This window comes from Kitasatospora sp. NPDC094015, assembly GCF_040304075.1.
In the GTDB taxonomy this organism is placed as follows: Bacteria; Actinomycetota; Actinomycetes; order Streptomycetales; family Streptomycetaceae; genus Kitasatospora.
The window spans coordinates 21,280-47,753 of sequence record NZ_JBEOUL010000002.1 but is presented as its reverse complement, the minus strand read 5'-3'; the positions used below and the strand labels follow the sequence as shown (position 1 = coordinate 47,753).

At 74.2% G+C, this 26,474-nt stretch carries 21 protein-coding genes; 9 read left to right on the top strand and 12 right to left on the bottom strand.

Annotated elements, in window-relative coordinates; genetic code table 11:
- Positions 1–2: 2 nt before the first annotated feature.
- Entirely contained in the window at positions 3–455 is a 453-nt protein-coding gene (locus ABT014_RS02525; RefSeq protein ID WP_350636121.1) for a PaaI family thioesterase, read from the bottom strand.
- Positions 456–681: 226 nt separating this feature from the next.
- Between ABT014_RS02525 and polA the strand changes: the two genes are divergently transcribed.
- Entirely contained in the window at positions 682–3,360 is a 2,679-nt protein-coding gene (polA, locus tag ABT014_RS02520) for a DNA polymerase I (RefSeq protein WP_350636887.1), read from the top strand.
- Positions 3,361–3,443: 83 nt separating this feature from the next.
- Positions 3,444–4,154 (top strand): hypothetical protein, encoded by a 711-nt coding sequence (locus ABT014_RS02515; protein WP_350636118.1) that lies wholly within the window; start codon positions 3,444–3,446, stop codon positions 4,152–4,154.
- 663 nt (positions 4,155–4,817) lie between these two features.
- Here the strand turns inward: ABT014_RS02515 and hrpB are convergent.
- Together hrpB and ABT014_RS02505 are read right to left on the bottom strand one after the other, a co-directional pair.
- Positions 4,818–7,367, bottom strand: a complete 2,550-nt coding sequence (gene hrpB / locus ABT014_RS02510; protein ID WP_350636115.1) for an ATP-dependent helicase HrpB — start codon at positions 7,365–7,367, stop codon at positions 4,818–4,820.
- Positions 7,368–7,370: 3 nt separating this feature from the next.
- Positions 7,371–8,204 (bottom strand): class I SAM-dependent methyltransferase, encoded by an 834-nt coding sequence (locus tag ABT014_RS02505; RefSeq protein WP_350636885.1) that lies wholly within the window; start codon positions 8,202–8,204, stop codon positions 7,371–7,373.
- Between the two features lie 482 nt (positions 8,205–8,686).
- On the opposite strand from ABT014_RS02505, the gene rpsA reads away from it, so the two are divergent.
- On the top strand, positions 8,687–10,177 hold the full coding sequence (gene rpsA, locus ABT014_RS02500; RefSeq protein WP_350636112.1) for a 30S ribosomal protein S1: 1,491 nt from the start codon (positions 8,687–8,689) through the stop codon (positions 10,175–10,177).
- A gap of 315 nt (positions 10,178–10,492) precedes the next feature.
- Positions 10,493–12,583, top strand: a complete 2,091-nt coding sequence (locus ABT014_RS02495) for an MMPL family transporter (RefSeq protein WP_350636109.1) — start codon at positions 10,493–10,495, stop codon at positions 12,581–12,583.
- On the opposite strand, the gene ABT014_RS02490 is transcribed toward ABT014_RS02495, so the two are convergent.
- Together ABT014_RS02490 and ABT014_RS02485 are read right to left on the bottom strand one after the other, a co-directional pair.
- The gene (locus ABT014_RS02490) at positions 12,573–12,722 is read right to left on the bottom strand and encodes a hypothetical protein (protein WP_350636106.1); all 150 of its coding nucleotides are present in this window, start codon (positions 12,720–12,722) and stop codon (positions 12,573–12,575) included. The two genes, ABT014_RS02495 and ABT014_RS02490, sit on opposite strands and share 11 nt — an antisense overlap.
- Positions 12,723–12,843: 121 nt before the next feature.
- Positions 12,844–13,260 (bottom strand): MarR family winged helix-turn-helix transcriptional regulator, encoded by a 417-nt coding sequence (locus tag ABT014_RS02485; RefSeq protein WP_350636103.1) that lies wholly within the window; start codon positions 13,258–13,260, stop codon positions 12,844–12,846.
- Between the two features lie 62 nt (positions 13,261–13,322).
- Between ABT014_RS02485 and ABT014_RS02480 the strand changes: the two genes are divergently transcribed.
- A complete protein-coding gene (locus ABT014_RS02480) occupies positions 13,323–13,967 on the top strand; it encodes an MBL fold metallo-hydrolase (RefSeq protein ID WP_350636100.1) in 645 nt (214 codons plus the stop codon).
- 78 nt (positions 13,968–14,045) lie between these two features.
- Positions 14,046–14,576 carry a hypothetical protein gene (locus tag ABT014_RS02475; protein WP_350636097.1) on the top strand — a complete coding sequence of 177 codons (531 nt, stop codon included), beginning with the start codon at positions 14,046–14,048 and terminating at the stop codon, positions 14,574–14,576.
- Positions 14,577–14,617: 41 nt separating this feature from the next.
- Here ABT014_RS02475 and ABT014_RS02470 read toward each other — a convergent pair whose 3' ends face one another.
- Entirely contained in the window at positions 14,618–15,505 is an 888-nt protein-coding gene (locus ABT014_RS02470; RefSeq protein WP_350636094.1) for an alkaline phosphatase family protein, read from the bottom strand.
- Positions 15,506–15,685: 180 nt separating this feature from the next.
- Between ABT014_RS02470 and coaE the strand changes: the two genes are divergently transcribed.
- Positions 15,686–16,288 (top strand): dephospho-CoA kinase, encoded by a 603-nt coding sequence (gene coaE / locus ABT014_RS02465; protein WP_350636091.1) that lies wholly within the window; start codon positions 15,686–15,688, stop codon positions 16,286–16,288.
- Positions 16,289–16,322: 34 nt separating this feature from the next.
- Here the strand turns inward: coaE and ABT014_RS02460 are convergent, their stop codons facing one another.
- The 3 genes from ABT014_RS02460 to soxR form a co-directional block, all read right to left on the bottom strand.
- On the bottom strand, positions 16,323–16,712 hold the full coding sequence (locus ABT014_RS02460) for a VOC family protein (protein WP_350636088.1): 390 nt from the start codon (positions 16,710–16,712) through the stop codon (positions 16,323–16,325).
- Between the two features lie 77 nt (positions 16,713–16,789).
- Positions 16,790–17,641, bottom strand: coding sequence for an SAM-dependent methyltransferase (locus tag ABT014_RS02455; protein WP_502894812.1), 852 nt, complete (start codon positions 17,639–17,641; stop codon positions 16,790–16,792).
- A 122-nt stretch (positions 17,642–17,763) separates the two neighbouring features.
- On the bottom strand, positions 17,764–18,252 hold the full coding sequence (soxR, locus tag ABT014_RS02450) for a redox-sensitive transcriptional activator SoxR (RefSeq protein WP_350636085.1): 489 nt from the start codon (positions 18,250–18,252) through the stop codon (positions 17,764–17,766).
- 64 nt (positions 18,253–18,316) lie between these two features.
- Between soxR and ABT014_RS02445 the strand changes: the two genes are divergently transcribed.
- The gene (locus tag ABT014_RS02445) at positions 18,317–19,036 is read left to right on the top strand and encodes a thiamine pyrophosphate-binding protein (protein WP_350636082.1); all 720 of its coding nucleotides are present in this window, start codon (positions 18,317–18,319) and stop codon (positions 19,034–19,036) included.
- A 58-nt stretch (positions 19,037–19,094) separates the two neighbouring features.
- Positions 19,095–19,994: a transketolase family protein gene (locus ABT014_RS02440; protein WP_350636079.1), complete on the top strand. Its 900-nt coding sequence runs from the start codon at positions 19,095–19,097 to the stop codon at positions 19,992–19,994.
- Here ABT014_RS02440 and treZ read toward each other — a convergent pair.
- The 3 genes from treZ to glgX form a co-directional block, all read right to left on the bottom strand.
- Entirely contained in the window at positions 19,991–21,727 is a 1,737-nt protein-coding gene (gene treZ, locus ABT014_RS02435; RefSeq protein ID WP_350636076.1) for a malto-oligosyltrehalose trehalohydrolase, read from the bottom strand. The two genes, ABT014_RS02440 and treZ, sit on opposite strands and share 4 nt — an antisense overlap.
- Entirely contained in the window at positions 21,724–24,117 is a 2,394-nt protein-coding gene (treY, locus tag ABT014_RS02430) for a malto-oligosyltrehalose synthase (protein WP_350636073.1), read from the bottom strand. The genes treZ and treY overlap by 4 nt, the downstream gene beginning before the upstream one ends.
- Before the next feature lie 77 nt (positions 24,118–24,194).
- Entirely contained in the window at positions 24,195–26,312 is a 2,118-nt protein-coding gene (glgX, locus tag ABT014_RS02425) for a glycogen debranching protein GlgX (RefSeq protein ID WP_350636070.1), read from the bottom strand.
- Positions 26,313–26,474 lie beyond the last annotated feature (162 nt).

Here is a 26,474-nt window from a genome sequence, read left to right as displayed (position 1 = left end):
CCTCAGAGGTCCCGGAGCATGCAGGTCAGCCGGCAGCTGGTGATCCGGCGGCCGGTGTCGTCGGTCACCGAGATCTCGAAGGTGGCGGCCGTGCGCCCCTTGAAGACGGCGGTGGCCACCCCGGTGACCAGGCCCGAGGTGGCCGATCGGTGGTGAGTGGCGTTCAGGTCCACACCGACCGCGTACCGGCCGGGACCGGCGTGCAGCATCGCCCCGATCGAGCCCAGCGTCTCCGCCAGCGCGGCCGACGCACCGCCGTGCAGCAGCCCGTACGGCTGCTGGTTGCCCTCCACCGGCATGGTGCCCACCACCCGGTCCGGCGAGGCCTCCAGCACCTTGATGCCGAGCTTGTCGCCGAGCAGGCCGCCGGAGAAGGTCGCCGGGTCGACGCCCAGCTTGGCGAAGTGGTCGAGCACGTCCTGGGGCACGTTGAGTACGGGGGCCTCGTCGGTCATGGCGCTCCTGCCGCTGTGGGGTGATCGCGTGGTGGTGCGGACACTGCGATCGTACGACCGCGCCGCCGGCCGGCCGGACCGCGGTGGCCTGCGTCCTCGCGTCCGATGTCGGCGCCGGGCCATAGGATCTGTAGCTGGCAGTGGAACCGGCAGGACGGACGTGGACGTGGCTACGCAGAGTGCAGGCAAGGGCGCGGGCGAGGGTGCGGGGAGCCGGCCCCGGCTGATGCTGCTCGACGGGCATTCGATGGCCTACCGGGCCTTCTACGCCCTGCCCGTGGAGAACTTCAACACCACCACCGGGCAGCCGACCAACGCCGTCTACGGCTTCGCCTCGATGCTGGCCAACACCGTCCGGGACGAGCGGCCCACCCACCTCGCGGTCGCCTTCGACGTCTCCCGGCAGACCTTCCGCTCCGCGGAGTTCCCCGACTACAAGGCCAACCGCGCCAAGACGCCGGACGAGTTCCGCAGCCAGATCGGCCTGATCCACGAGCTGCTGGACGCGATGAGCATCCGGCGGCTGTCGGTCGAGGGCTTCGAGGCCGACGACGTGATCGCCACCCTGGTCACCGCCGCCGAGGCCGAGGGCTTCGAGGTCCTCATCGTCACCGGCGACCGCGACTCGCTCCAGCTGGTCACGGACCGCACCACGGTGCTCTACCCCACCAAGGGCGTCTCCGAGCTCACCCGCTACACCCCCGAGAAGGTCGCCGAGAAGTACGGCGTCACCCCCGCCCAGTACCCGGACCTGGCCGCCCTGCGCGGCGACCCGTCCGACAACCTGCCCGGCATCCCCGGCGTCGGCGAGAAGACCGCCGCGAAGTGGGTCAACCAGTTCGGCTCCTTCGAGCAGCTGGTCGAGCGGGCCGACGAGGTCAAGGGCAAGATCGGCGAGAAGCTCCGCGAGCACCTCGACTCGGTCAAGCGCAACCGCGTGCTCACCGAGCTGGTCCGCGACGTCGAACTGCCGCTCGGCGTGGCCGACCTCGGCCGCGAGCCGTTCGACAAGGAGGCGGTCGGCCGGCTCATGGAGAGCCTGGAGTTCCGCAACCCCAACTTCCGCGAGCGGGTCCAGGGCATCGACCCGGCCGGCACCGAGACCGAGGCCGCCACCGAGGCCGCCCCCGGCCCGGCCGTCGACGGCGAGCTGCTCACCGAGCCCGGCGCCCTGGCCGGCTGGCTCGACCAGCACGGCAAGGGCCTGGTCGCGGTCGCCGCCGTCTACAGCTGGGCGCTCGGCTCCGGCCGCGTCCAGGAGATCGCGCTCGCCGCCGGCGACACCGCCGCCTGGTTCGACCCCGCGCAGCTCGCCGAGACCGACGACCAGGCCTTCACCGCCTGGCTCGCCGACCCGTCCCGCCCCAAGGCCCTGCACATCGCCAAGCACGTGATGCGGGCCTTCGCCGAGCAGGGCTGGCAGATCGCCGGCGTCACCGCCGACACCGCGCTCGCCGCCTACCTGGAGAAGCCCGGCCGGCGCACCTTCACCCTCGACGTGCTGGCCGAGGAGTACCTGGCCCGCTCGCTCGCCCCCGCCGCGGCCGTGGAGAGCGGCCAGCTCTCCTTCGACGCCGAGGAGGAGGACGACACCGCCGCCGCCCAGGCCCTGATGGTGCAGGCCCGCGCGATCCTCGACCTGGCCGCGCTGTTCGAGACCAGGCTCGCCGAGGTCGGCGCGGTCGAGCTGTTCCACGACATGGAGCTGCCGATCGCCGCCCTGCTGGCCCGGATGGAGCGGTACGGCATCGCCGCCGACCGGGAGTGGCTCACCGGCCTGGAGGCGCAGTTCGCCACTGAGATCCAGCGCTGCGTCGAGGAGGCGCACGCCGCCGCCGGCCACCCCTTCAACCTGGGCTCGCCCAAGCAGCTCCAGGAGATCCTGTTCGGCGAGCTGGCGCTGCCCAAGACCAAGAAGATCAAGACCGGTTACACCACCGACGCCGACGCGCTGCTCTGGCTGGCCGGCCAGACCACCAACGAGCTGCCGGTCATCCTGCTGCGCCACCGCGACCAGGCCAAGCTGCGCACCACCGTCGAGGGCCTGCTCAAGACGGTCTCGCCGCAGGGCCGCATCCACACCACCTTCAACCAGATGGTCGCCGCCACCGGCCGGCTCTCCTCGCAGGACCCGAACCTGCAGAACATCCCGGTCCGCACCGAGGAGGGCCGGGCGATCCGCCGCGCCTTCGTGGTCGGCCAGGGGTACGAGGCGCTGCTCACCGCCGACTACTCGCAGATCGAACTGCGCATCATGGCCCACCTGTCCGAGGACGCGGCGCTGATCGAGGCCTTCGAGAGCGGCGAGGACCTGCACACCACCGTCGCCTCGCAGGTCTTCGAGGTCGCCCCGGAGGCGGTCGACGCCGAGATGCGCCGCAAGATCAAGGCGATGTCCTACGGCCTCGCCTACGGCCTGTCCGCGTACGGGCTCTCCCAGCAGCTCGGGATCAAGCCGGCCGAGGCCCAGGGCCTGATGGACACCTACTTCCTGCGCTTCGGCGGCGTGCGGGAGTACCTGCACCGGGTGGTGGAGGAGGCCCGCGCGGTCGGCTACACCGAGACCCTGCTCGGCCGCCGCCGCTACCTGCCGGACCTCACCAGCGACAACCGCCAGCGCCGCGAGATGGCCGAGCGGATGGCGCTGAACGCCCCGATCCAGGGATCGGCCGCCGACATCGTCAAGCTCGCCATGCTGCGGGTCGACGAGGAGCTCACCAAGGCCGGCCTGGCCTCCCGGATGCTGCTCCAGGTGCACGACGAGATCGTGCTGGAGCTGGCCCCCGGCGAGCGCGAGCAGGTCGAGGCGCTGGTCCGGGCCCAGATGGCGGGCGCGTACCCGCTGCGCGCGCCGCTGGATGTCTCGGTCGGCGTCGGCCCGAACTGGGAGGCGGCCGCCCACTGACCCGCGCTACCGTCGGGACGGGCGGCGCCCGGCCGCCCGTCCGGACGGGGGAGCGACGGATGTTCGGTGGGGCGAGGTGCCCGGTGGGGCCCGTGGAGCAGCGCTGGATCGAGGAGTCGCTGGCCTGGCTGCTGGCCGAGTTCGGGCCGCGGGTGCTGCTGCGGCCACCGGTGCTGCCGACCGCCGAGCACTTCCCCGGGCCGTTCGACGGCTCGCCGCAGCAGATCGGCGCCCTGGTGGCCCGGCTCTGCGGCGACTTCGAGGTGGACCCGGACGGCCTGCGGGTCGAGGTGGAGCCGTACGACCCGGGGGCGGACCGGCTCGGCGCGGTGCTCGGCCTGACCGAACGCTCCAGCGGGGCGGCCGGCCACTTCCGGATCGAGCGCGGGGTCCCGGTGCTGGCCGTCGACCAGGCGCTGGCCGCCCGGCCCCCGGCGCTGGTCGCCACCATCGCGCACGAGCTCGGCCACGTCCGGCTGCTCGCCGAGCGCCGGATCGACCCCGACCGCGCCGACGGCGAACCGCTGACCGACCTGCTGACCGTCTTCTTCGGCTACGGCGTCTTCAACGCCAACGCGGCCTTCACCCGGACCGTCGAGGGCGACCGGATCAGCAGCCGCCGGCTCGGCTACCTGCCGCAGCAGGCGTACGGGTACGCGCTGGCCTGCTACGCCCAGCTGCGCGGCGAGTCCAGGCCCCCCTGGGCCGTCCAGCTGTCGCCCGACCCGCGCGGCTACCTCCGGCAGGGCCTGCGCTTCCTGCGCCGCCACCCGCTCACCTACACCGCCACCTGACCGCCCCGGCCCACCGCCGCACACCGCCCGGGCGGGCGTTAGGCTCCCGCGCGACGCGGGCCGATGATCGGTCCGGCCGGGAGGGAGTACCCATGGTCCAGGACGACGCCGGGCGGCCGGCACCGGTGCGGCGCGGGCGGGTGCGGCCGGCCGCGGCGGCCGCGGTCGGGGTCCTGGGCGCGGCAGCGCTGGCCGGCTGGGCGCTGACCGGCTCCGGCCCGGCATCCGGGAGCACGCCGGCGGCCGTGCCGAACCTGTCGGCCGCACCGTCGCCGACCGCCGCGCCGACGCCGTCGCCCGTCCCCTCGCCGCCACCGACCACGGAGCCGGCCTCCGGACCCGCTGCCGAGCCGGCTGCCGGTCCGGGCACCGGGGCGGCCGCCGGCCCGAGCACGCACGCCGCCACCCCGCAGGCCGCCAAGGCCGCGACGCCCACCCGGCGGGCCACCAGGACGCCGCGCAGCGGGATCACCCCCCGGGACCGACAACTGCAACTGCGACCACCACCCGGCGCCGGTCGATCCGAACTGCCAGCGCGACGCGGCCGGCACCGTGATGACCTGCGATCCGGTGCGGACCCCCACCCCGCCTCCGGACCCGGCCGCCTCGCCGAGGTAGGACGCCGCCGCGCCGCCCGGCCGTGCCGGCCCCCGGCGCCTGCGGTCACCGTCTCGGGTTGGCGCGGCGGGTGGGTTCGGCGGTGGCCGGGTCCTCGGGCCAGGGGTGTCGGGGGTAGCGGCCGCGCAGGTCGGCACGGACGGCTTTGTAGCCCTCGCGCCAGAAGCCGGCCAGGTCGCCGGTGACGGCGGCCGGGCGCCCGGCGGGGGAGAGCAGGTGGACGGTCAGCGGTACCCGCCCGCCGGCCAGCGCCGGTGCGGCCTGCCAGCCGAACAGCTCCTGCAGCTTGACGGCCAGTACCGGCCGGTCGCCGCTGTAGTCGACCCGGATCCGGGACCCGGTCGGGACGGTGATCCGCTCCGGGGCCAGTTCGTCGAGCCGCCCGGCCTGCCCGCTCGCCCACGGCAGCAGCCGTTGCAGGGCGGCGGCGGTGTCGATCCGGGCGAGGTCCGATCGCCGCCGGGCGCGCGAGAGTTCGGGCTCCAGCCAGTGGTCCGCGGCGGCCAGCAGCGCCTGGTCGGACACCTCGGGCCAGGGCTCGCCCAGCACCCGGTGCAGGAAGGCCAGCCGCTCGCGCAGTCCGGACGCGGCGGGCGGCCAGCCGAGCAGCGTGGCCACGCCCTCCCGGGCCAGCCCGTCCAGCAGGGCGGTCCGCACCAGCGCCGGGTCGGGTGACCTCAGCGGCTCGGCGGCGAGTTCGATCGCACCCAGGGCGGCGACCCGACGGGCGGTCAACTCATGGTCGCGCGTCGACCATTCGACCTCCTGGCGCTCGGTCAGCAGCGCCGCCCCGGCCTGCCGGGCGGTCCGCTCGTCCAGGGCGACCGCCCGTCGGATCCGGGCCGAGTGGGCGAGGGCGGGCCGGTCGGCGACCGCCACCACCAGCCACTCGGCGCCGGACAGCCGTGCGCCGGCCGGGAGTTCGGCCGCGGTGCCGGAGGCCATCAGGTACCGCTCGCCCGCCCGGTCACCGGGACGCTCGCCGGGGCGCTCGCCCGCGCTGCGGGCCCGGGCGATCCGCTCGGGGTACGCCAGGGCGACCACCAGGCCGGCCGCCGCCCGGTCGGGCAGCTCGGTGCGCGGGGCGTCGACCGCGCGCCGCAGCCGCCGTACCTCCTCCCGCCAGCGGCGGGTGTAGGGGTCGGCGGCGCCGCGGACGGTCCGCCAGACCTCCGCGAGGTCGTCACCGAGCGCCTTCGGCGGCTCCTCGGAGAGCAGGGCGACCAGTTCGGCGGCCCGGTCGGCGCCGACCAGCTCCGCGCCGTCCAGCAGCGCGCGGGCGAGCCGGGGGTGCAGGCCGGTGCGGGCGATCCGCCGGCCGCGCTCGGTGGCCCGGCCGTCCGCCCCGACCGCGCCGAGGGCGGCCAGGGTGGTCCGGGCGGCGGCCATCGCCCCGGCCGGCGGCCGGTCGGGCAGCGCGAGGGTGGTCGCGTCCGGGTCGCCCCAGCAGGCGCTCTGCAGGGCGAAGGAGGCCAGGTCGGCGAGGGCGATCTCGGGGGTGGGGTAGCGCGGCGCGAGCGCGTCGGCGGCCTCGGGCCAGCAGCGGTAGACCGTGCCCGGCGCCTCCCGCCCGGCCCGGCCGGCCCGTTGGCGTCCGGCGGCGAGCGAGGCGCGGACGGTGACCAGGCCGGCCAGGCCGCGGGCGTGGTCGGTGCGCGGTTCGCGGGCCAGCCCGGCGTCGACCACGACCCGGACGCCCGGCACGGTCAGCGAGGACTCGGCGACCGAGGTGGCCAGCACCACCCGGCGGCGCTCGCCCGGCGCCAGTGCCGCGTCCTGGACGTCCTGCGGGGCCTGCCCGTGCAGTTGCAGCAGGTCGACCGGCAGGTCGGCGAGGTGTCCGGCGACCCGGGCGATCTCGCCGACCCCGGGCAGGAAGCAGAGCACGTCCCCGTCCTGCTCGGCCAGCGCCCGCCGGACGGTGGCCGCGACGTGCTCCAGCAGCGCGCCGTCGACCCGGGTGCCCCGGGCGGGGCGCACCGCGCGGGGCGGGGGCGCCCAGCGGGTCTCGACCGGGTACGAGACGCCGTGCGCCTCGACCACCGGCGCCGGCCCGTGCTCGTCGCCGAGCAGCTCGGCCCAGGCCCCGGTGTCGGAGGTCGCCGAGGCGCAGACCAGCCGGAGCTCGGGGCGCAGCGCGGCCCGGACGTCCAGCAGGAAGGCCAGGGCGGTATCCGCGTCCAGGTGCCGCTCGTGGCACTCGTCGAGCACCACCACGTCGACGCCGGGCAGTTCGGGGTCGCGTTGCAGGCGCTGGAGCAGGACGCCGGTGGTGACCACCTCGACCAGGGTGGTGGGCCCGACCCGGCGCTCGCCGCGCACGGTGAAGCCGACGGTCTCGCCAGTGGCGGAGCCGAGCAGCCAGGCCATCCGCCGGGCCGCGGCCCGGACCGCCAGCCGTCGCGGCTCGGCGACCAGCACCCGGCGCGGCGGCCCGGCCGGGCCGCCGGCCAGCCCGGCCAGGGCCAGCGGCACCAGCGTGGTCTTGCCGGTGCCGGGCGGTGCGGCCAGCACCGCGACCCCGCGCTCGGCCAGCGCCCGGTGCAGGGCGGGAACGGCTGCGGCGACCGGTAGTTCGACCCCCTCGGAACGCACCGGTCAGCCCCGCTCCGCCACGAAGATCGCGGTGCCGGGGATCAGCCGGCCGCGCAGCGGGCTCCAGCCGCCCCACTCCTGCTCGTGCCCCTCCGGCCACTCGGGCTCGACCAGGTCCAGCAGCCGGAAGCCGGCGCCGGTCAGTTCGCGCACCCGGTCGCCGAGGGTCCGGTGGTGCTCGACGTAGGTGGCGCGGCCCTGCTCGTCCTGCTCGACGTACGGGGTGCGGTCGAAGTAGGGGGCGGTGGCGGTCAGTCCTTCGGGGCCGGGCTCGTCGGGGAAGGCCCAGCGGATCGGGTGGGTCACCGAGAACACCCAGCGCCCGCCGGGCCGCAGCACCCGGTGCACCTCGCGCATCAGGGCGGCGGTGTCGGCGCTGAACGGGACCGCGCCGTACGCGGAGCAGGCCAGGTCGAAGGCGCCGTCGGCGAACGGGAGCACCGCCGCGTCGGCCTGGACCAGGGCGAGCGCCTCGGCGCCGCGGCCGAGGTCGATCCGGCGGGCGTGCTGGAGCTGGCGGTGCGAGATGTCGAGGGCGACCGGGCGGGCGCCCTGCGCGGTCAGCCAGCGCGAGCACTGGGCCGCGCCGGCGCCGATCTCCAGCACCGCCAGGCCCTGCAACGAGCCGGGTTCGCCGAGCAGGTGGGCCTCGGCCTCGTCCAGGCCCTCGGGGCACCAGACGAACCGGTCGTCGCCGAGGAAGGCGCCGTGCTCGTCCTGGTAGTCGTCCGCGTTGCGGTCCCACCAGTGCCGGCTGGCGCGGCTGCTCTCGTGCTCGCCGGCGGCGCGGCGGACGGCGTCCCCGTCGTCCTCGTCGGCCAGGCCCTCGGGGGGCAGGTCGTCGGGATCGTCGGGCCGGAGGTCGGGGGTGGTGGCCAAGGTGGTAGTGCCCGTCGCGTAGGGTATGGGGTGCGGAAGCGCTACTGCCGCGACCGGCCCCGAACAGGGTGCCGGCACCGGGCTGTGGCATCCGGGGTGGGCCCCTGCGGTTGCCTGTCTCACACCCAGGTGTGAGGTGCGCAGTTCGGAGGATATGGCCTGATCGATCCCGGCCTCTACCGGTCTCGCCTGCTGCGGCGTTGACCGTGCCCGGCTGTCCCCGTATGCTACAAGTTGCGCTGCGGGCCTGCGCGCCTCGGACGGAGCAGGTCGCGCTCGCATCTGTCGAAGACCCCACGGTCGCAAGACGGACGTCGGTTCTCGTGGTACGGGATCCTGGCGGGCCGTGTTCTTGGCTGTCCGGCTTTCGGTGGGAGCGATACGGGCCCTCCGCGTGGCATTACCTACGACTTCATGTCCGTACCGGAGCCCTTTTCCTAATGACGAGCCCCACCGACACCTCTGTCAGCACCACCCCGCAGGTTGCGGTCAACGACATCGGCGACGCCGAGGCCTTCCTCGCCGCCATTGACGAGACCATCAAGTACTTCAACGATGGCGACATCGTTGAGGGCGTCATCGTGAAGGTCGACCGTGACGAGGTGCTCCTCGACATCGGTTACAAGACCGAGGGTGTCATCCCGTCTCGCGAGCTCTCGATCAAGCACGACGTCGACCCCCACGAGGTTGTCTCCGTTGGCGACAACATCGAGGCCCTGGTTCTCCAGAAGGAGGACAAGGAGGGTCGTCTGATCCTGTCCAAGAAGCGCGCTCAGTACGAGCGTGCCTGGGGCACGATCGAGAAGATCAAGGAAGAGGACGGCATCGTCACCGGTACCGTCATCGAGGTCGTCAAGGGTGGTCTCATCCTCGACATCGGCCTCCGTGGCTTCCTCCCGGCCTCGCTGGTCGAGATGCGCCGCGTCCGCGACCTCCAGCCGTACGTCGGCAAGGAGCTCGAGGCCAAGATCATCGAGCTGGACAAGAACCGCAACAACGTGGTCCTGTCCCGCCGTGCCTGGCTGGAGCAGACCCAGAGCGAGGTCCGCCAGACCTTCCTCACCACCCTGCAGAAGGGCCAGGTGCGCTCCGGCGTCGTCTCCTCGATCGTCAACTTCGGTGCCTTCGTGGACCTGGGTGGCGTCGACGGTCTCGTGCACGTCTCCGAGCTGTCCTGGAAGCACATCGACCACCCGTCCGAGGTTGTCGAGGTCGGCCAGGAGGTCACCGTCGAGGTTCTCGACGTCGACATGGACCGCGAGCGTGTCTCCCTGTCGCTGAAGGCGACCCAGGAGGACCCGTGGCAGCAGTTCGCCCGGACCCACCAGATCGGCCAGGTCGTCCCGGGTAAGGTCACCAAGCTGGTTCCGTTCGGTGCGTTCGTCCGCGTGGACGAGGGCATCGAGGGTCTGGTCCACATCTCCGAGCTGGCCGAGCGCCACGTGGAGATCCCGGAGCAGGTCGTCCAGGTCGGCGACGAGATCTTCGTCAAGGTCATCGACATCGACCTCGAGCGCCGCCGCATCAGCCTCTCGCTGAAGCAGGCCAACGAGTCCCTCGGTGCCGACCCGGCGTCGGTCGAGTTCGACCCGACCCTGTACGGCATGGCTGCCTCGTACGACGATGCGGGCAACTACATCTACCCGGAGGGCTTCGACCCCGAGGCGAACGACTGGCTGGCCGGCTTCGAGAAGCAGCGTGAGGAGTGGGAGCGCCAGTACGCCGAGGCGCAGTCCCGCTTCGAGCAGCACCAGGCCCAGGTCATCAAGAGCCGCGAGGCCGACGCCGCCGCTGCCGCCGAGGCCGGCGAGGAGGCCCCGGTCTCCGGTGGTGGCTCGTACTCCTCCAGCAGCGACGAGGGCTCCGGCGCTCTCGCTTCGGACGAGGCGCTCGCCGCGCTCCGCGAGAAGCTGGCCGGCGGCCAGAGCTGATCGCTGTGACGCGCCGTCCTTGACGGCGGATCACTGAGAAACCCCCATCCGGGATACCGGGTGGGGGTTTCTTGTTGCGCTTATGTGGTCTTTATGTGAAGGAAAGTGTGATATGAGGCTCATGGACCGCCTCTAGGCTGAACATCCGGTTGCGCATACGTTTGGGGCAACTGTCCGAAAGGCCTCCCGCACATGCGCCACTCGCACACCGCTGCACCGCACGCGCCCGCCGATCACCAGGTCGGTGGGCGGCTCGCAGCCCTCGGTCGGGCGTGTTACCGACACCGTCGCTGGGTCCTCGGCTTCTGGGTGGTCGTGCTCGCCCTCGGTGTGCTGATCGGGGGCCGGGTCTTCGAGGGCACGGTGGCCTCCACCGGCGCCGGCGGTTCCGAGTCGGCCCGGGGCGAGGCGGTCGTGCAGGCCGCCGACCCGGTCCAGGGCACCGTCACGGCGGTGGTGGACGGGGCGCCGGCCACCGACCCGGCCGTCCGGGCCGCGGTCACGGCGGCCACCGCCGAGATCGCCGCCCTGCCCGGGGTCGCCTCGGTCGCGGACACGTACGGCTCCGGCGGATCGCTCACCGCCGCAGACGGGAACGCCAGCCTGGTCTCGGTGCGGATGGCCGACGCCAGCACGGAGGCCCAGCAGGGCGCCGTCACCCACCGGCTCGCGGAGATCGACGCGGCGGGCGCGCACGTCACCGTCGGTGGCGACCTGGTGCTCCAGCAGGAGGTCAAGAGCCAGACCGAGAAGGACACCCGGTTCGGTGAGATCGTCACCCTGCCGTTGACGCTGCTGGTCATGGTGCTGGTGTTCGGCGGCCTCGCCGCGGCCGGCCTGCCCGGGATCGGCGCGATCGCCTCGGTGGGCGGGGCCCTGCTGGCGATGTTCGGGTTCAGCCGGATCATGGACATCGACACCAGCGTGCTGCCGATCGCCACCGTGCTGGGCCTCGGACTGTCCATCGACTACGCGCTGCTGATGGTCAACCGCTTCCGCGAGGAACGCGGCAACGGCGCCACCATCGCCCAGGCCGTGGAGCGCTGCTCGGCCACCGCCGGCCGGACCGTCGCCTTCTCCGGCCTGACGGTGGCCGTCGCACTGTCCGGCCTGTTCGTCTTCACCAGCCCGGTGTTCCGGGCGGTCGCCGCGGCCGGGGTGTCGGTGGTGGTGATCGCGGTCGCCGTCGCGCTGACCATGATGCCCGCGCTGCTCGGCTTCGTCGGCCGCCGGATCAAGGCTCCCAACGCCCCCGTCCCCGACGAGGGCTTCTTCTCCCGGATCGTCCGCCTGGTGCAGAAGCGCCCCGTCCCGGTGATGCTCGCCTGCGTGGCGCTGCTGCTGGCCGCCGGCGCTCCCTTCCTCGGCTCGCAGTGGCGCAACTCGGGCGCCGACGTGCTGCCGAAGTCCTTCGCCGCCCGCCAGGTCGCGCAGACCGTCGACCAGCGCTTCCCGCAGCAGGCCCCGGCCCCGGTCACGGTGGTGGTCGAGGCCGACCGGGCCGCGGCGCAGGCGTACGCGGACCAGGTGGTCGCCGGGCTCCCCGGGGTGAGCGGCGTCCGGGCCGTCGCCCCGGTCACCGACCAGGTCAGCACCATCGACGTCCTGGTGCAGGGCGACCCGCAGGGCGCCCAGGCCAAGACGGTGGTGAACGAGCTGCGGGCGGAGCGCGGCGGGCTGCAGACCTACGTGACCGGCGACGCCGCCTCGGTGGTCGACTTCCAGCACGAGATATCCAGCCGCGGCCCATGGGCGCTCGGCCTGGTCGCCGCGGGCACGCTGATCCTGCTGTTCATGATGACCGGCTCGGTGGTGATGCCGGTCAAGGCCCTGCTGATGAACGTGCTCTCGCTGGGCGCCTCGCTCGGCGCGCTCACCCTGGTCTTCCAGCACGGCTACTTCAGCGGCCTGCTCGGCTTCACCCCGACCGGCGGGATGGAGACCTTCATCCCGGTGCTGGTGTTCGCCTTCGCCTTCGGTCTGTCGATGGACTACGAGGTCTTCCTGCTGTCCCGGATCAAGGAACTGCACGACCAGGGCTACGACTGCACCAAGGCGGTCCAGCTCGGCCTGCAACGCAGCGGCCGGATCATCACCTCCGCCGCGCTGCTGATGGTGATCGTCTTCGCCGGGTTCGCCGCCGGGCAGATGCTCATGGTCAAACAGATGGGCGTGGCGCTTGCGGTGGCCGTCGCGGTGGACGCGACCCTGGTCCGCTGCCTGCTGGTGCCGGCCACCATGTCACTGTTCGGCAAGCTCAACTGGTGGGCGCCGGCGCCGCTGCGCCGGCTGCACCGGGTGATCGGCCTGAGCGAGCACATCAAGCTGCCCCCGCTGGGCCTGGCCGCCCGGCTGCCCTCGCCGCGGCTGCCGGGGGTCCGGCTGCCCTCGCCGGTCAGCGATTGACGCAGCCGTTGCCGTAGCTCGGGGTCAGGCCGGTCGCCACGTCCAGCACCCCGCAGGCGGCGGCCGGTCCGGCGCCGACGGTGAGCAGGCCGAACAGGGCGGCGGCGATGATCAAGGCCGAACGGGTGGTGCTGCGCATGGCGGTGCCTCTCTGGGTGGACTGCTGCCCAGCACAACGCGCGAGCCCCGGACCGGGCATGCCGCATCGCCCGTTCGGCGGTACGGGCGGCGGCGGCCTCCGGGTCGGCGACGAGGCGGGGTCAGGCCAGCCGGCGCAGCAGTTCCACGCTCGCGTGCAGGGTCCGGCGCTCCTCGGGGCTGAGCCGCTCGGTGATCGCGGCGGCGATCTCGCCCTCGCGGCGGGCCCGCTGGGCGTGCAGGGCGGCGGTGCCGCGTTCGGTGGCGGCGATCAGCACCTTGCGGCGGTCGGTGTCGTGCGGCCGCTGCTCGACCAGGGCCGCCTCGGTGAGCAGGGCGACGGTGCGGGCCATCGACTGGTGGCGCACCCGCTGCAGTTCGGCCAGCTGGCTGGTGGTGCGCGGGCCCTCGCGGACCAGCTGGCCCAGGACGGCCGCCTGATTCTGCGGCAGCTCGTCGCCGGCCCGCAGCCCGCGTACCAGGGTGCCGAGGGCCAGTCGGAGTTCGGCGGCGAGTTCCAGCGGGTCGAGGTCTTCCATGGGCACAGCCTAGCCGGTCGATCTCCAGCAAAACTGCGCAGCTTTGCTGTATGGTCCGGTTCATGCGACTGACGAAGCTTGGCCATGCCTGCGTCCGGATCGAGCGGGGCGGTTCCACCGTCGTGATCGACCCCGGAATGTTCACCGAGGCCGACGCCCTGCGCGGCGCCGACGCGGTACTGATCACCCACGAGCACGCCGACCACTTCGCGGAGGACCGGCTCCGCGCGGCCGTGGCGGACAACCCCGGCCTGCGGATCTGGGCCAACCGGTCGGTGGCCGGGACGCTGGAGGGGATCGGCGCGAAGGTCACCGTGGTCGGTGAGGGCGACGCCTTCGAGATCGACGGCCTCGACGTGAGCGTGCACGGCGAGTGGCACGCGGTGATCCACCCGGACATCCCCCGGGTCGGCAACATCGGGTTCCTGCTCGGCGGCACCCTGTTCCACCCCGGTGACGCGCTGACCCTGCCGCCGCACCCGGTGGAGACCCTGCTGCTGCCGATCGCCGGCCCGTGGGCGAAGGTCTCCGAGCTGATCGACTACGTCCGGGAGGCCGGCCCCTCGCGCGCGCTGGCCATCCACGAGGCGGTGCTCAGCGACGTCGGCCGGATGGTGCACGCCCGCCTGCTCGGCGAGGGCGGACCGGGCACCGGGGCGGAGTTCGCCCAGCTCGCCGTCGGCGAGGGCGTCGACCTCCCCGGCTGACCTGACCTGACTCGCCCGGCCGCCCAGCCGGCCGGGCGAGGCCGAACCGGATCCGCGGTCGGCCACGTCCAGCTGGGTATGGACCACCTGCCCGCACTGCTCGCCGCCCTGCCCGCCCTCGACCGCGGGGAGGAGGTGCCCGGGCCCTGGCGGCTGCGCCGGGCCGGGGCGCTCGACCTCGACGGCGCCGACGGGTGCCTGCTGGAGGATCCGGAGGGCGGCGGGTCGTACGGCTTCGGCGGTGGCACCGCCTACCTGGTGCTGGACGGCGACCGGGCGGACCCCTCGGTGCTGGCCCTGCTGCTGCACCACGGGGACACCCCGCCGGTGGTGGCGGGCGAGGACGGCGACGCGGTGGACACCGACTCGGGCGTGCTGGCGCTGCACGCCCTCCCGCCCGCCGCGCTGGCCGCGCTGCACGAGCGGGCCGCCGCCGCCCGGTCCGGCGCGGGCCCGGCGGACGGCGGCTTCGCGGAGGGCTGGCTGATGCTGCCCGACCGGGCGGCGGGCGGCCCGGCGCTGGTGCTGCTGGTGGAGCGCGACGGGTACCGGCTGGTCCCCGTCCTGGACGCGGCCGGCCGGGTCACCGCGGCGCTGGTCCACCGGTGAGCCGGCCCGACGGGGCCCCGCGGGGCTCGGCCGGTCGGGGCTCAGCCGGCCGGGGCGGGCTCCTCGGCGGCGGTGAACGGGCGGCCGTCCAGGGTCCAGTGCGGGTCCGGGGCGATCTCCAGCGCCGCGTACACGTGGGCCGCCACATCGGTGTGGTGCAGCGGGCGGACCGGCGCGCCGGGAATGATGCCCGGGCCCTGCGCGGCGATCCACGCGGTGCGCTCCAGCTCGCTGCGCCCGCCGTGGCCGCCCTGCTCGACGTGGCCGTGGTCGGTGACCACGATCACCGTCCACTCCTCCTCGGCCCGGGTCGTCCGGCCCTCGACCGCGGCGAGCAGCCGCCCCAGCCGGCGGTCGGCGACCTCGGCCGAGCGCCGGTACTCCTCGCCGCAGCCCAGGAAGTGCGCGGTCTCGTCGACCGCGCCGAAGTAGACGAAGGAGGCCTGCGGGTCGTCGTCGCTGTGGCCGAGCACGTACTCCGCCTCGGCGGTGACCCGCTCGTCGCAGACCTCCCAGGCCTCGGGGGTGTCCTCCAGCGGCGCGATGTACGACAGCCGGCCGGGCGAGACGAACAGCGGACCGCCGCCGCGGGCCAGGAACAGCGGCTCCCAGCCGCCGGCCGCGAAGGTGCGGCGGCGGTGGACGGCGGCCAGCCTGGTGGTGAAGTCGGGGAACACGTCGAGCCGGTTGCCACCGAGGTGGTTGCCGAGCACCCCGTGCTTGGCCACCCCGACGCCCGTGACGATGGTCGCCCAGCACGGCCCCGACATGGTCGGGGTGGCGTCGTCGACGAGTACCGGGGCCAGGAAGCCGGCCTTCGCCACCGCGTCCAGGTGCGGGGTGTGCAGGTCGGGCAGCAGGTCGAGCCGGACGCCGTCGATGCCGACGACCAGGACCCGGCGGGGGCCGGTGGGCCAGAGGCTGGACATGGGGGGTGCTCCGTCCGTTCGAGGGTCTGTCCGGCACCCTAGCCGGGCTGACGGCCCGCCAGCAGGCCAGGGGCCCGGGACTGCGGGGTGCGCGCTCGAACTGTTCGCCCGATGTTCGGCCGGAGTTCCTCCGACCGGGCCGCCGGTGCTGCCCGGCCGGGCCGCCGGTAGCCTGGGCGCATGCTGAGGATCGGACTGACGGGCGGGATCGGCGCGGGCAAGAGCGAGGTGTCGCGGCAGCTCGCGGAGCTGGGCGCGGTCATCGTCGACTCCGACCTGATCGCCCGTGAGGTGGTGGCGCCCGGCACCGACGGCCTGCGCGCCGTGGTGGCCGAGTTCGGCCCCGGGGTGCTGCGGCCGGACGGTTCGCTGGACCGCCCGGCGCTCGGCGCGATCGTCTTCGCCGACCAGGACCGGCTCGCCGCGCTGAACGCCATCGTGCACCCGCTGGTACGGGCCCGCTCGGCCGAACTGGAGGCCGCCGCCGGGCCGGACGACCTGGTGGTGCACGACGTGCCGCTGCTCGCCGAGAACGGGCTCGCCCCGCTCTACGACCAGGTGATCGTGATCGACGCCTCCGACGAGGTCCGGCTGGACCGGTTGGTACGGCTGCGCGGGATGGCCGAGCCGGAGGCCCGGGCCCGGATGGCCGCCCAGGCGAGCCGGGAGGACCGGCTGGCCGTCGCCGACCTGGTGATCGACAACGGCGGCGCGCTGGCCGACCTGGCCCCCCGGGTGCGCGAGGTCTGGCAGCGGCTGACGGAGCACCGGGCCGCCGGCTGAGTCCGTACCGGGACCGGACGGCCCCGGAACCGGCTCAGCCCGCGGGCTGGAGCAGGTCCCAGCGGTTGCCGTAGAGGTCCTGGAAGACGGCGACGGTGCCGTAGGGCTCGTGCCGGGGCTCCTCCAGGAAGACCACGCCCGCGGCGGTCATCCGGCGGTGGTCGGCGGCGAAGTCCTCGGTGGTGAGGAAGTGGCCGACCCGGCCGCCGGTCTGGTCGCCGATCCTGGCCTGCTGCTCGGGCGTGGTGGCGCGGGCGAGCAGCAGACCGGACTCGGCGGCGCCGCGCGGGGCGACCACCACCCAGCGGTTGCCGTTGCCGCGCGGGGTGTCCTCGCGCAGCTCGAAGCCGAGGGCGTCCACGTAGAAGGCGATCGCCTCGTCGTAGTCGCGGACGAGCAGGGAGGTGAGGGAGATGTGCGCCATGCCGGCGATTCTCCCAGCTCGCGGGGGCGGCGGTCCGGGCACCCCCGCCCGGTCCGCCCCGCCGCACCGCTGCGGGCCTACGGCTTGCGGCCGACCCCGGCCCAGATCGCGACCTGGTGGTCGGTGTCCTGGGGCTCCTCGTCCGGGCGCCAGAGCGGGGCGGTGACCAGGCCGGGTTCGGCGAGTTCGAGGCCGTCGAAGAACCGGGCCACCTGGTCCTTGCTGCGCATGGTGAGCTGGGCGGTTGCGCCCCGGTAGACGGCCGGCCCGCGGTCGGCCTCCTCGGTGGTGAGGAAGTCGGCGGTGCCGTGCGAGAGCGCCAGGTGGCTGCCGGAGGGCAGCGCGTCCAGCAGGGTGCGGACGATGCCGTACGGGTCGTCGGCCTCGTCGATGAAGTGCAGCACGGCGTAGAGCAGCAGGGCGACCGGCCGGTCGAAGTCGATCACGGCGCGGACCGCCGGGTCGGCCAGCACGGACTTCGGGTCGCGCAGGTCGCCCTGGACCACGTTGACGGTGCCGGTGGCCGAGCCGGTCAGCAGGGCGCGGCCGTGCACCAGCACGATCGGGTCGTTGTCCACGTACGCGACCCGGGCGTCGGGCAGGATCTGCTGGGCGACCTCGTGGGTGTTGCCCGCGGTGGGGATGCCGGTGCCGATGTCCAGGAACTGCGTGATGCCCTGCCGGGCCAGGTGGCGGACCGAGCGGCCCAGGAAGGACCGGTTGGCGCGGGCGCTGATCCGCACCAGCGGGCCGAGCGAGACGACCTGCTCGGCGGCGGCCCGGTCGGCCGGGAAGTTGTCCTTGCCACCGAGGTAGTAGTCGTACATCCGGGCCGGGTGCGGGACGTCGGGGCGCAGGTCGACCGGGACGTGCTGCTCCTCGTCCTCGCCCGACATCCAGTCCAGCGCCACGTCCTGATGGTCGGTCATGGTGTTTCTCCCCCGGGTGCTCGTGGTCTCGCAGCAGCATAGACGGGGCGGGGGGCCGCCCGTGCCGAACCCGCAACTGGTGGGCCGTCAGGTCGGGCCCGCACGGCCCGCCCGCGGGGCGGTCAGAGGCCGGCCGGCAGTGGTTCGGGGCCGTCCGCCGGGTCGCCGGTGCGCAGGTAGCGTGCGCCGCTGCCGGCCCGGCCGGCCCGGTCCTCGGCGTTGTAGAGCCCGCAGCGGGTGAGCGAGAGGCAGCCGCAGCCGATGCAGCCGGTGAGCTTGCGCTTCATCAGCTCCAGCTCCTCGATCTGCCGGTCGATCCGGACCTGCCAGGTGCGGGCCACCGCGTTCCAGTCCTCGTGGCTGGGGGCGCGGTCGACGGGCAGCCGGTCGAGCGCCGCGCGGACCTCCTCCAGCGAGAGCCCGACCTGCTGGGCGGCCCGGACGAAGGCGACCCGGCGCAGCGTGGAGCGGGCGAAGCGGCGCTGGTTCCCGGTGGTGCGTTCGGAGTGGATGAGCCCCATCCGCTCGTAGTAGCGCAGCGCCGAGGTGGCCAGGCCGCTGCGCTCGGCGAGCTGGCCGATGGTCAGGAGGTCGTGGCGGCTGAGTCCCATGGTCGCCGAGGATAGCGGCCGCCCGGCTTGACCTGAAGCCGACTTCAAGTTGCACGATCTTCGCATGACCACCGCGACCCACCTCCAGCGGCCGGCCCCGGCCCCGTACGGCTTCGCCGACCTGCCCGAGCTGCTCTCCCGGATGACCGGCGCCGAGAAGCACGGCCCGGCCGCCACCTCCACCCTGGACGCCCTGTGGGTGCTCTACGACCGGGTCCTGCGGGTCACCCCGGCGACCGTCGAGGACCCGGCCCGGGACCGCTTCCTGCTCTCCAAGGGCCACGGCCCGATGGCGTACTACGCGGTGCTCGCCGCCAAGGGCTTCCTGCCGCCCGAGCTGCTGGCGAGCTTCGGCGGCTACGACTCGCCGCTCGGCCACCACCCGGACCGGCTGCTCGTGCCCGGGGCGGAGATCGGCTCCGGTTCGCTCGGCCACGGCCTGCCGCTGGCGGTCGGCACGGCGCTCGGACTGCGGGCCCAGGGTCTGCTGGACCCGGCGGTGTGGGTGCTGATCGGCGACGCCGAGTTCGACGAGGGCAGCAACCACGAGGCGGTGGCCTTCGCCGGTGCGTACGGGCTGGACCGGCTCCGCGCGGTGGTGATCGACAACTCCTCGGCCACCCACGGGTGGCGCGGTGGCATCGCGGCCCGGTTCGCCGCCGAGGGCTGGTCCACCGCGACGGTGGACGGCCGTGACCACGAGGAGCTGCACCGCGCGTTCGGCTCCGCGCAGCCGGGCCGCCCGCACGCCGTGGTCGCCCGGGTCGAGCCCAAGAACTCCTGAACCGCCTTCGCACGAACCGCCGTCACACGAACCGCCTTCGCACCGCAGAGGAACCCCGATGGACACCATGCGCGACCGCTTCATCGACATCACCGCCGAGCTGCTCGACGCCGATCCGCGGCTGGCGGTGGTGCTGGCGGACATCAGCGCGGCCGGCTTCGCGGACGCCGCCGTGCGCCACCCCGACCGGGTGGTCAACGTCGGCATCCGGGAGCAACTGCTGATCGGCGCCGCCGGCGGTCTCGCCCTGACGGGGCTGCGGCCGATCGCGCACACCTTCGCCAGCTTCCTGATCGAGCGTCCCTTCGAGCAGGTCAAGCTGGACCTCGGCCACCAGGGCGTCGGCGCGGTGCTGGTGAGCGCCTCCGGTTCGTACGACTGGCCGGCCGGCGGCCGCACCCACATGGCGCCGGGCGACGTGGCGCTGTTGGACACCCTGCCCGGCTGGAGCGTGCACGTGCCCGGCCACCCGGACGAGGCGGAGGCGCTGCTGCGGCACGCCACCGCGGCCGGCGACAGCCTGCAGTACGTGCGGCTCTCGGTGCACGCCAACCGGGAGGCCCGCCCGGTCGAGCCGGGCCGCTTCCTGCCGGTGCGCGCCGGCAGCCGAGGCGCGGTGCTGGCGGTCGGCCCGATGCTGGACGCGGTGCTCGACGCGACCGAGGGCCTGGACGTCGCGGTGCTGTACGCGGCCACCGTGCGGCCGTTCGACGCGGCGGGCCTGCGGGCGGCGCTCGGCGGGCGCCCGGACGTGGTGCTGGTCGAGCCGTACCTGGCCGGGACCTCCGCCAACCCTGCGCACGACGCCCTCGCCGACCTGCCGCACCGGGTGCTCGGCCTCGGCGTGCCGCGCGCCGAGCACCGCCACTACGGCTCGATCCCGGAGCACCTGGCGGCCTACGGCCTGGACGCGGCGGGCCTGCGGCAGCGGATCACCGCCTTCCTCGGCGACGTCTAGGCGGGGCCGAGCACCGCCACCGCGTCCGGCCCGAGCAGCAGTTCGCCGCCGGGGCCGGGGGCCGCCTCGCCGAAGGCGGCCAGCACCCGGGCGTCCGGGTACTCCAGCGGCACTGCCACGGACCCGGTGCCGCCGATCCGGACCGCGACCCGGTACGGGCCGCGGTGCACCACCAGCCAGCCCCGCTCCCGGTCGTGGCGGACCGCGACGCCCGCCAGGTCCTGGTCCATCAGCTCCGGGCAGGAGCGCCGCAGCCGGATCAACGTCCGGTACCAGTCGAGGAGTTCGGCGTGCGAGGGCAGCGCGGGCTCGGACCAGTCCAGCACCGAGCCGAGCACCGTGGAGCGGGCCTGCGGGTCGGGGACGTCCTCGGCGGCCCAGCCGTGCTCGGCGAACTCCCGCCGCCGGCCCTGCCGGACCGCCTCGGCCAGCTGCGGGTCGGTGTGGTCGGTGAAGTACTGCCAGGGCGTGCCGGCGCCCCACTCCTCGCCCATGAAGAGCATCGGGGTGAACGGCGAGGTCAGCACCAGCGCGGCCCCGGCGGCCAGCCGGCCCGGCGGGAGGGTGGCGGCGAGCCGGTCGCCGGTGGCGCGGTTGCCGACCTGGTCGTGGGTCTGCAGGTAGCCCAGCAGCCGGTGCCCGTACCCGGCCGGGAACGGGCGGCCGTGCCGCCGGCCGCGGAACGAGGACCAGCTGCCGTCGTGGAAGAAGCCGCCGGTCAGCGTCTTGGCGACGGCCGCGTACGGGTCCTCGGCGAAGTCCCCGTAGTAGCCCTGGGACTCGCCGGTGAGCAGGGCGTGCAGGGCGTGGTGGAAGTCGTCGCTCCACTGGGCGGCGAGCCCGAGCCCGCCGGCCTGCCGGGGGTTGGTGGTGCGCGGGTCGTTCAGGTCGGACTCGCCGATCAGGAACAGCGGGCGGCCGGTGGCGGCGGCCAGCCGGTCCACCTCGCCGGCCAGCTCCTCCAGGAACGGCAGCGCCCGGTCGTCGGCCAGCGCGTGCACCGCGTCCAGCCGCAGCCCGTCGATCCGGTAGTCCCGCAGCCAGGCCAGCGCGCTGCCGATCAGGTAGCCGCGGACCTCGTCCGAGCCGGGCGCGTCCAGGTTGACCGCCGCCCCCCACGGGGTGTGGTGGCGGTCGGTGAAGTAGGGGCCGAAGGCGGGCAGGTGGTTGCCGGACGGGCCCAGGTGGTTGTGCACCACGTCCAGCACCACGCCCAGCCCCTTGCGGTGGGCCGCGTCGACGAACCGCTTCAGCCCGTCCGGGCCGCCGTACGGCTCGTGCACCGCCCAGAGCGAGACCCCGTCGTAGCCCCAGCCGTACCGGCCGGGGAACGGGCAGACCGGCATCAGCTCGACGAGGTCCACGCCGAGCGCGACCAGGTGGTCGAGCCGCTCGGCAGCGGCTTCGAAGGTCCCGGCCGGGGTGAAGGTCCCCACGTGCAGCTCGTACAGCACCGACCCCGGCAGCGCCCGGCCCGACCAGGGGGTGTCGGACCAGGCGAAGGCCGCGTGGTCGACCGCCAGGCTCGGCCCGCCGGGCCCGTCCGGCTGGCGCGGCGAGCGCGGGTCCGGCAGCGCCGGGCCGCCGTCCAGCCGGAAGCCGTACGGTCCGGCGGGTGCCTCGCCGCACCACCAGCCGGGCCGGTCGGCGTCCGGGCGCATCGGGTGCGCCGTGCCCGCCACCTCCACCTCGACCCGGCCGGCCGCGGGCGCCCACACCCGGTACCCGGTCACGGCCGCCGCCCGCTGGTCAGCAGCGCCACCGGCAGGTGTTCCAACAGATCGGCCACCGAGGTCTCCCCACCCGTGAAGTGCCGTCCGGTCAGTTCGTCGGTCCACCGCCCGGGCGGCAGTTCCAGCACCGTGCCGCCCCAGCCGCCGCGCCGGCGCAGCCCGTACGGGAGTCGGGTGGCCACCGGAACCACCGATTCGCCGCGCCCGAAGGCGAGCAGGTGCTCGGCGGCCGGGCCGCTCGCCGCGATCGGGCGGTAGGAGCCGAACGGGTGGGTGCGGCGCAGGTGCAGCGCGGTGGTGGTCAGGTGCAGCTTCTCGCGGGCCAGGTCGCCGGACCGGTCGGCCGGCGAGTCGGTCAGCCGGACGGCCAGCGCGCCCAGGTCGACCGGGGCCCGGTTGTCCGGGTCGACCAGGGTGTACAGCGGCTCCTCGCTGCCCTGGTAGAGGTCGGGCACGCCCGGCACGGTCAGGTGCAGCAGCGCCGCCGAGAGGCTGTTGCTGCGGGCGAACGGGGCGAGCAGCGCGATCAGGCCCTCGATCCGGGGGGCCAGCCCGACGTTGGTGAGCACGTCCCGGGCGTACCGGTCGAGCCGGCGCTCGAACTGCTCGTCGGGCGCCGTCCAGGAGGTGTGCAGCTTGGCCTCGCGGGCCGACTTGAGCACCACCCCGGCGAGCCGCTCGGGGCTGATCGGCCAGGCCGCGACCAGGGTCTGCCAGAGCAGCCAGGCGCTCGGCCGGTCCGGGCAGGCACCGGAGGCGGTGGTCCAGGCGGCGCACTCGGCGGCCCACATCTCCGGCAGCTCGGTGAGCACCGCCAGCCGGGCCCGGGCGTCCGCGCTGCGCTTGGTGTCGTGGGTGGACAGCGCCGTCATGGTGCCGGGCCAGGCCCGGTCCAGCTCGGCGCACCAGCGGTGGAACGCGTCCGGCCGCACCCCCGGGCGGCCGGGGTCGCCGCCGACCTCGTTCAGCCCGAGCAGCGCCGTCCAGCGGTAGAACGCGGTGTCCTCCACGCCCTTGGCGGCGACGGCCGAGGCGGTCTGCGCGAACCGGGCGCAGAACTCGTCCTTCTCCGGGCTGCGGCCGAGCCGGCCGAGCGTCAGGTCGCGCACCAGGTCGGCGGTCGGGCCGGCGAGTGCGCCGGCCTCGCGGACCGCCTCGAACTCGGCGACCGCGGCGGCCGGCGCCGGCTCGCCCGGCACCACGTACGGCCGGTACACCGGGTAGGCGGCCAGCACCGCCCCGAGCGCCCGGCGCAGCGCGCCCGGGCCGTGGTCGGCGAGGGCCGGTTCGGCGGCGCAGATCCGGCCGGCCAGGCGCACCAACCGCTCGACCTCGGCGGCCAGTTCGCCGTCCGGCGCGGTCAGCTCGGCACGGGCCAGCCGGCCGGCCTCGGCGGCGCCGCTCGGGTCCGCGACGTCCCGCTGGTAGCTCGTGGTGAGCCGCTCGGCGCCGGCGTGGTCGATCAGCACTCCGTCGATCCGGCGCAGCGCGTCGTAGCCGGTGGTGCCGGCGCACGGCCAGTCGGCGGGCAGCCGCTCCTCGCCGGTGAGGATCTTCTCCACCACCGTGTACGCGCCGCCGGTGGCCGCCGCGAGCTGCCGCAGGTAGCCGCGCGGGTCCGCGAGTCCGTCCGGGTGGTCGATCCGGAAGCCGTCCAGGACGCCCTCGGCGTGCAGCCGCAGCAGGGTGCGGTGGGTCGCCTCGAAGACCTCGGGCACCTCCATCCGGACCGCGATCAGCTCGTTGACGGTGAAGAACCGGCGGTAGTTCAGCTCCTCGGAGGCCAGCTGCCACCAGGCCAGCCGGTACCACTGGCGGGCCAGCAGCTCGGGCAGCGGCAGGTGCCCGGTGCCGGGGCGCAGCGGGAAGGCGTGGTCGTGGTAGCGCAGCACGTCCCCGTCGACGGTGAGCTGGTCGAGCACGGCGCCGAGCCGGTCGCCGAGCAGCGGGAGCAGCAGCCGCCCGCGCCCGGGGGCGTCGGCGGGGCCGGGCTGGGCGGCCCAGTCGATGTCGAACCAGGGCGCGTACGGGGAGTCCGGGCCGTCCCGGAGCACCTGCCACAGCGGCTGGTTGAGCTGCTCGGGGACGGGCAGCGCCATGTGGTTGGGCACCACGTCGGCGATCAGGCCGAGCCCGTGCCGGCGGGCCTCGGCGGCGAGCGCGCGCAGCGCCCGCTCGCCGCCGAGCTGCTCGCTGATCCGGCCGTGGTCCACCGTGTCGTACCCGTGCGTGGAGCCGGGGACGGCCTCCAGCAGGGGGGACAGGTGCAGGTGCGAGACGCCGAGCGCGGCCAGGTAGGGCACCGCGCGCGCGGCGTCGTGCAGCGTGAAGCCGGGCTGGAGCTGGAGCCGGTAGCTGGCCGTCGGCGGTCGGGCGGCGGCTGAGGTCATGCGGTCATGCCTACCCGCGCCGGGGGCGGGCTACCTCCGTCCTGGTACGAATGGCGCAGTGCGGGCCGGGCGGCGGCTCAGGCGGGCCGTTGCAGCACCAGCAGCGAGCGGTCGGTGAGCCAGACCGTGTCGCCGGCCTTGACCCGGGTGCCGGTGCCGGGGGCGGGCAGGACCGGCAGGCTGGTGTCGACCACCACCTGCCAGGCCTCGCCGTGGTCGGCCGGGACGGTGAACTCCAGCTGCTCGGAGCTGGCGTTGAAGAGCAGCAGGAACGAGTCGTCGACGATCTTGCCGCCGCGCCGGTCGGGTTCGGAGATCGCGTTCCCGTTCAGGAAGACGGTGAGCGACTTGGCGTAGCTGGTCGACCAGTCCTGCTTGGTCATCTCCTCGCCCGCGGGGGTGAACCAGGCGATGTCGGTGAGGTCGTCGTGGGTGCCGGAGACCGGGCGGCCGTGGAAGAACCGGCGGCGCCGGAAGACCGGGTGGTCGCGGCGGAGCCAGATCATGCCCTGGGTGAACTCCAGCAGCTCCGCCTGCGGGCCCTCGCCGCTCGGCCAGTGCACCCAGGTGAGCTCGTTGTCCTGGCAGTAGGCGTTGTTGTTGCCGCGCTGGGTGCGGCCGAGCTCGTCGCCGTGCGAGAGCATCGGCACGCCCTGGGACAGCATCAGGGTGGCGATGAAGTTGCGCTGCTGGCGGGATCTGAGGTCGAGCACCCCGCGGTCCTCGGTCTCGCCCTCGGCGCCGCAGTTCCAGGACCGGTTGAAGGACTCGCCGTCCCGGCTGTCCTCGTGGTTGGCCTCGTTGTGCTTGTCGTTGTACGAGACCAGGTCGCGCAGGGTGAAACCGTCGTGGCAGGTGACGAAGTTGATCGAGGCGATCGGGCGGCGGCCGTCGTCCTGGTAGAGGTCGGAGGAGCCGGTCAGCCGGGAGCCGAATTCGGCCAAGGTGGCGGTCTCGCCGCGCCACAGGTCGCGGACGGTGTCGCGGTACATGCCGTTCCACTCCGTCCACAGCGGGGGGAAGTTGCCGACCTGGTAGCCGCCCTCGCCCAGGTCCCACGGCTCGGCGATCAGCTTGGCCTGGGAGACCACCGGGTCCTGCTGGACCAGGTCGAAGAACGAGGACAGCCGGTCGACCTCGTGGAACTGGCGGGCCAGGGTGGCCGCGAGGTCGAAGCGGAAGCCGTCCACGTGCATCTCGGTGACCCAGTAGCGCAGCGAATCCATGATCATCTGGAGCACGTGCGGGCTGCGCATCAGCAGGCTGTTGCCGGTGCCGGTGGTGTCCTCGTAGAAGCGCTGGTCCTTGGCGAGCCGGTAGTACGAGGCGTTGTCCAGGCCGCGGAAGGAGAGCGTGGGGCCCAGGTGGTTGCCCTCGGCGGTGTGGTTGTAGACCACGTCGAGGATCACCTCGATGCCGGCCGCGTGCAGCGCCTTCACCATCGACTTGAACTCCTGGACCTGCTGCCCCCGGTCACCGGTGGAGGAGTAGGAGGAGTGCGGCGCGAAGAAGCCGACGGTGTTGTAGCCCCAGTAGTTGGACAGGCCCAGGTCGCGCAGCCGGTGGTCGCGGACGAACTGGTGCACCGGCATCAGCTCGATCGCGGTGACGCCCAGCTTGGCCAGGTGCTCGATCACCGCCGGGTGGGCCAGCGCCGCGTAACTGCCCCGGATCTCCTCCGGGATGCCCGGGTGCAGCCTGGTCAGGCCCTTCACGTGCGCCTCGTACAGCACGGTGCGGTGGTAGTCGGTGCGCGGCGGCCGGTCGGTGCCCCAGTCGAAGTACGGGTTGATCACCACCGAGTGCATGGTGTGCGGGGCGGAGTCCAGGTCGTTGCGCCGCTCCGGGGCGCCGAAGTGGTACCCGTAGACCGACTCGTCCCAGTCGATCGTCCCGCTCATCGCCTTGGCGTACGGGTCCAGCAGCAGCTTGGCGCTGTTGTGCCGCTGGCCCAGGCCCGGGTTGTGCGGGCCGTGCACCCGGAAGCCGTACCGCTGGCCCGGCTGGACGCCGGGCAGGTAGGCGTGCCGCACGAAGGCGTCCGTCTCGCGCAGCTCGATCGCCGTCTCCGAGCCGTCCTCCGCGATCAGGCACAGCTCGATCCGGTCGGCACTCTCGGAGAACACCGCGAAGTTGGTGCCCGCTCCGTCATAGGTGGCGCCGAGCGGGTACGGCTGTCCTGGCCAGACCTGCATATGTCCTCAACTTCCGTCTAGCGAACGGCAACTGGCGCTCACAGCGGTGTTCCCGGCGGAGCCCCGCGGCATGTACCACCCGTCCGTACCGTGACGCACGGCACATGTCGCATACTCCCCAACGGCTGCCCGCAGACCGAACCCATTCACCACTTGTTCGCC

What these genes read in the sequence shown, in the direction of transcription:
- coaE (WP_350636091.1), top strand. Translation starts at nt 15,686, where the DNA reads ATGCTGAGGATCGGACTGACGGGCGGGATCGGCGCGGGCAAGAGCGAG.
- rpsA (WP_350636112.1), top strand. Translation starts at nt 8,687, where the DNA reads ATGACGAGCCCCACCGACACCTCTGTCAGCACCACCCCGCAGGTTGCG.
- ABT014_RS02480 (WP_350636100.1), top strand. Translation starts at nt 13,323, where the DNA reads ATGCGACTGACGAAGCTTGGCCATGCCTGCGTCCGGATCGAGCGGGGC.
- ABT014_RS02485 (WP_350636103.1), bottom strand. Translation starts at nt 13,260, where the DNA reads ATGGAAGACCTCGACCCGCTGGAACTCGCCGCCGAACTCCGACTGGCC.
- soxR (WP_350636085.1), bottom strand. Translation starts at nt 18,252, where the DNA reads ATGGGACTCAGCCGCCACGACCTCCTGACCATCGGCCAGCTCGCCGAG.
- ABT014_RS02470 (WP_350636094.1), bottom strand. Translation starts at nt 15,505, where the DNA reads ATGTCCAGCCTCTGGCCCACCGGCCCCCGCCGGGTCCTGGTCGTCGGC.
- treY (WP_350636073.1), bottom strand. Translation starts at nt 24,117, where the DNA reads ATGACCTCAGCCGCCGCCCGACCGCCGACGGCCAGCTACCGGCTCCAG.
- ABT014_RS02525 (WP_350636121.1), bottom strand. Translation starts at nt 455, where the DNA reads ATGACCGACGAGGCCCCCGTACTCAACGTGCCCCAGGACGTGCTCGAC.
- ABT014_RS02455 (WP_502894812.1), bottom strand. Translation starts at nt 17,641, where the DNA reads ATGACCGACCATCAGGACGTGGCGCTGGACTGGATGTCGGGCGAGGAC.
- ABT014_RS02460 (WP_350636088.1), bottom strand. Translation starts at nt 16,712, where the DNA reads ATGGCGCACATCTCCCTCACCTCCCTGCTCGTCCGCGACTACGACGAG.
- ABT014_RS02490 (WP_350636106.1), bottom strand. Translation starts at nt 12,722, where the DNA reads ATGCGCAGCACCACCCGTTCGGCCTTGATCATCGCCGCCGCCCTGTTC.
- glgX (WP_350636070.1), bottom strand. Translation starts at nt 26,312, where the DNA reads ATGCAGGTCTGGCCAGGACAGCCGTACCCGCTCGGCGCCACCTATGAC.
- polA (WP_350636887.1), top strand. Translation starts at nt 682, where the DNA reads ATGCTGCTCGACGGGCATTCGATGGCCTACCGGGCCTTCTACGCCCTG.
- ABT014_RS02440 (WP_350636079.1), top strand. Translation starts at nt 19,095, where the DNA reads ATGGACACCATGCGCGACCGCTTCATCGACATCACCGCCGAGCTGCTC.
- ABT014_RS02445 (WP_350636082.1), top strand. Translation starts at nt 18,317, where the DNA reads ATGACCACCGCGACCCACCTCCAGCGGCCGGCCCCGGCCCCGTACGGC.
- ABT014_RS02475 (WP_350636097.1), top strand. Translation starts at nt 14,046, where the DNA reads ATGGACCACCTGCCCGCACTGCTCGCCGCCCTGCCCGCCCTCGACCGC.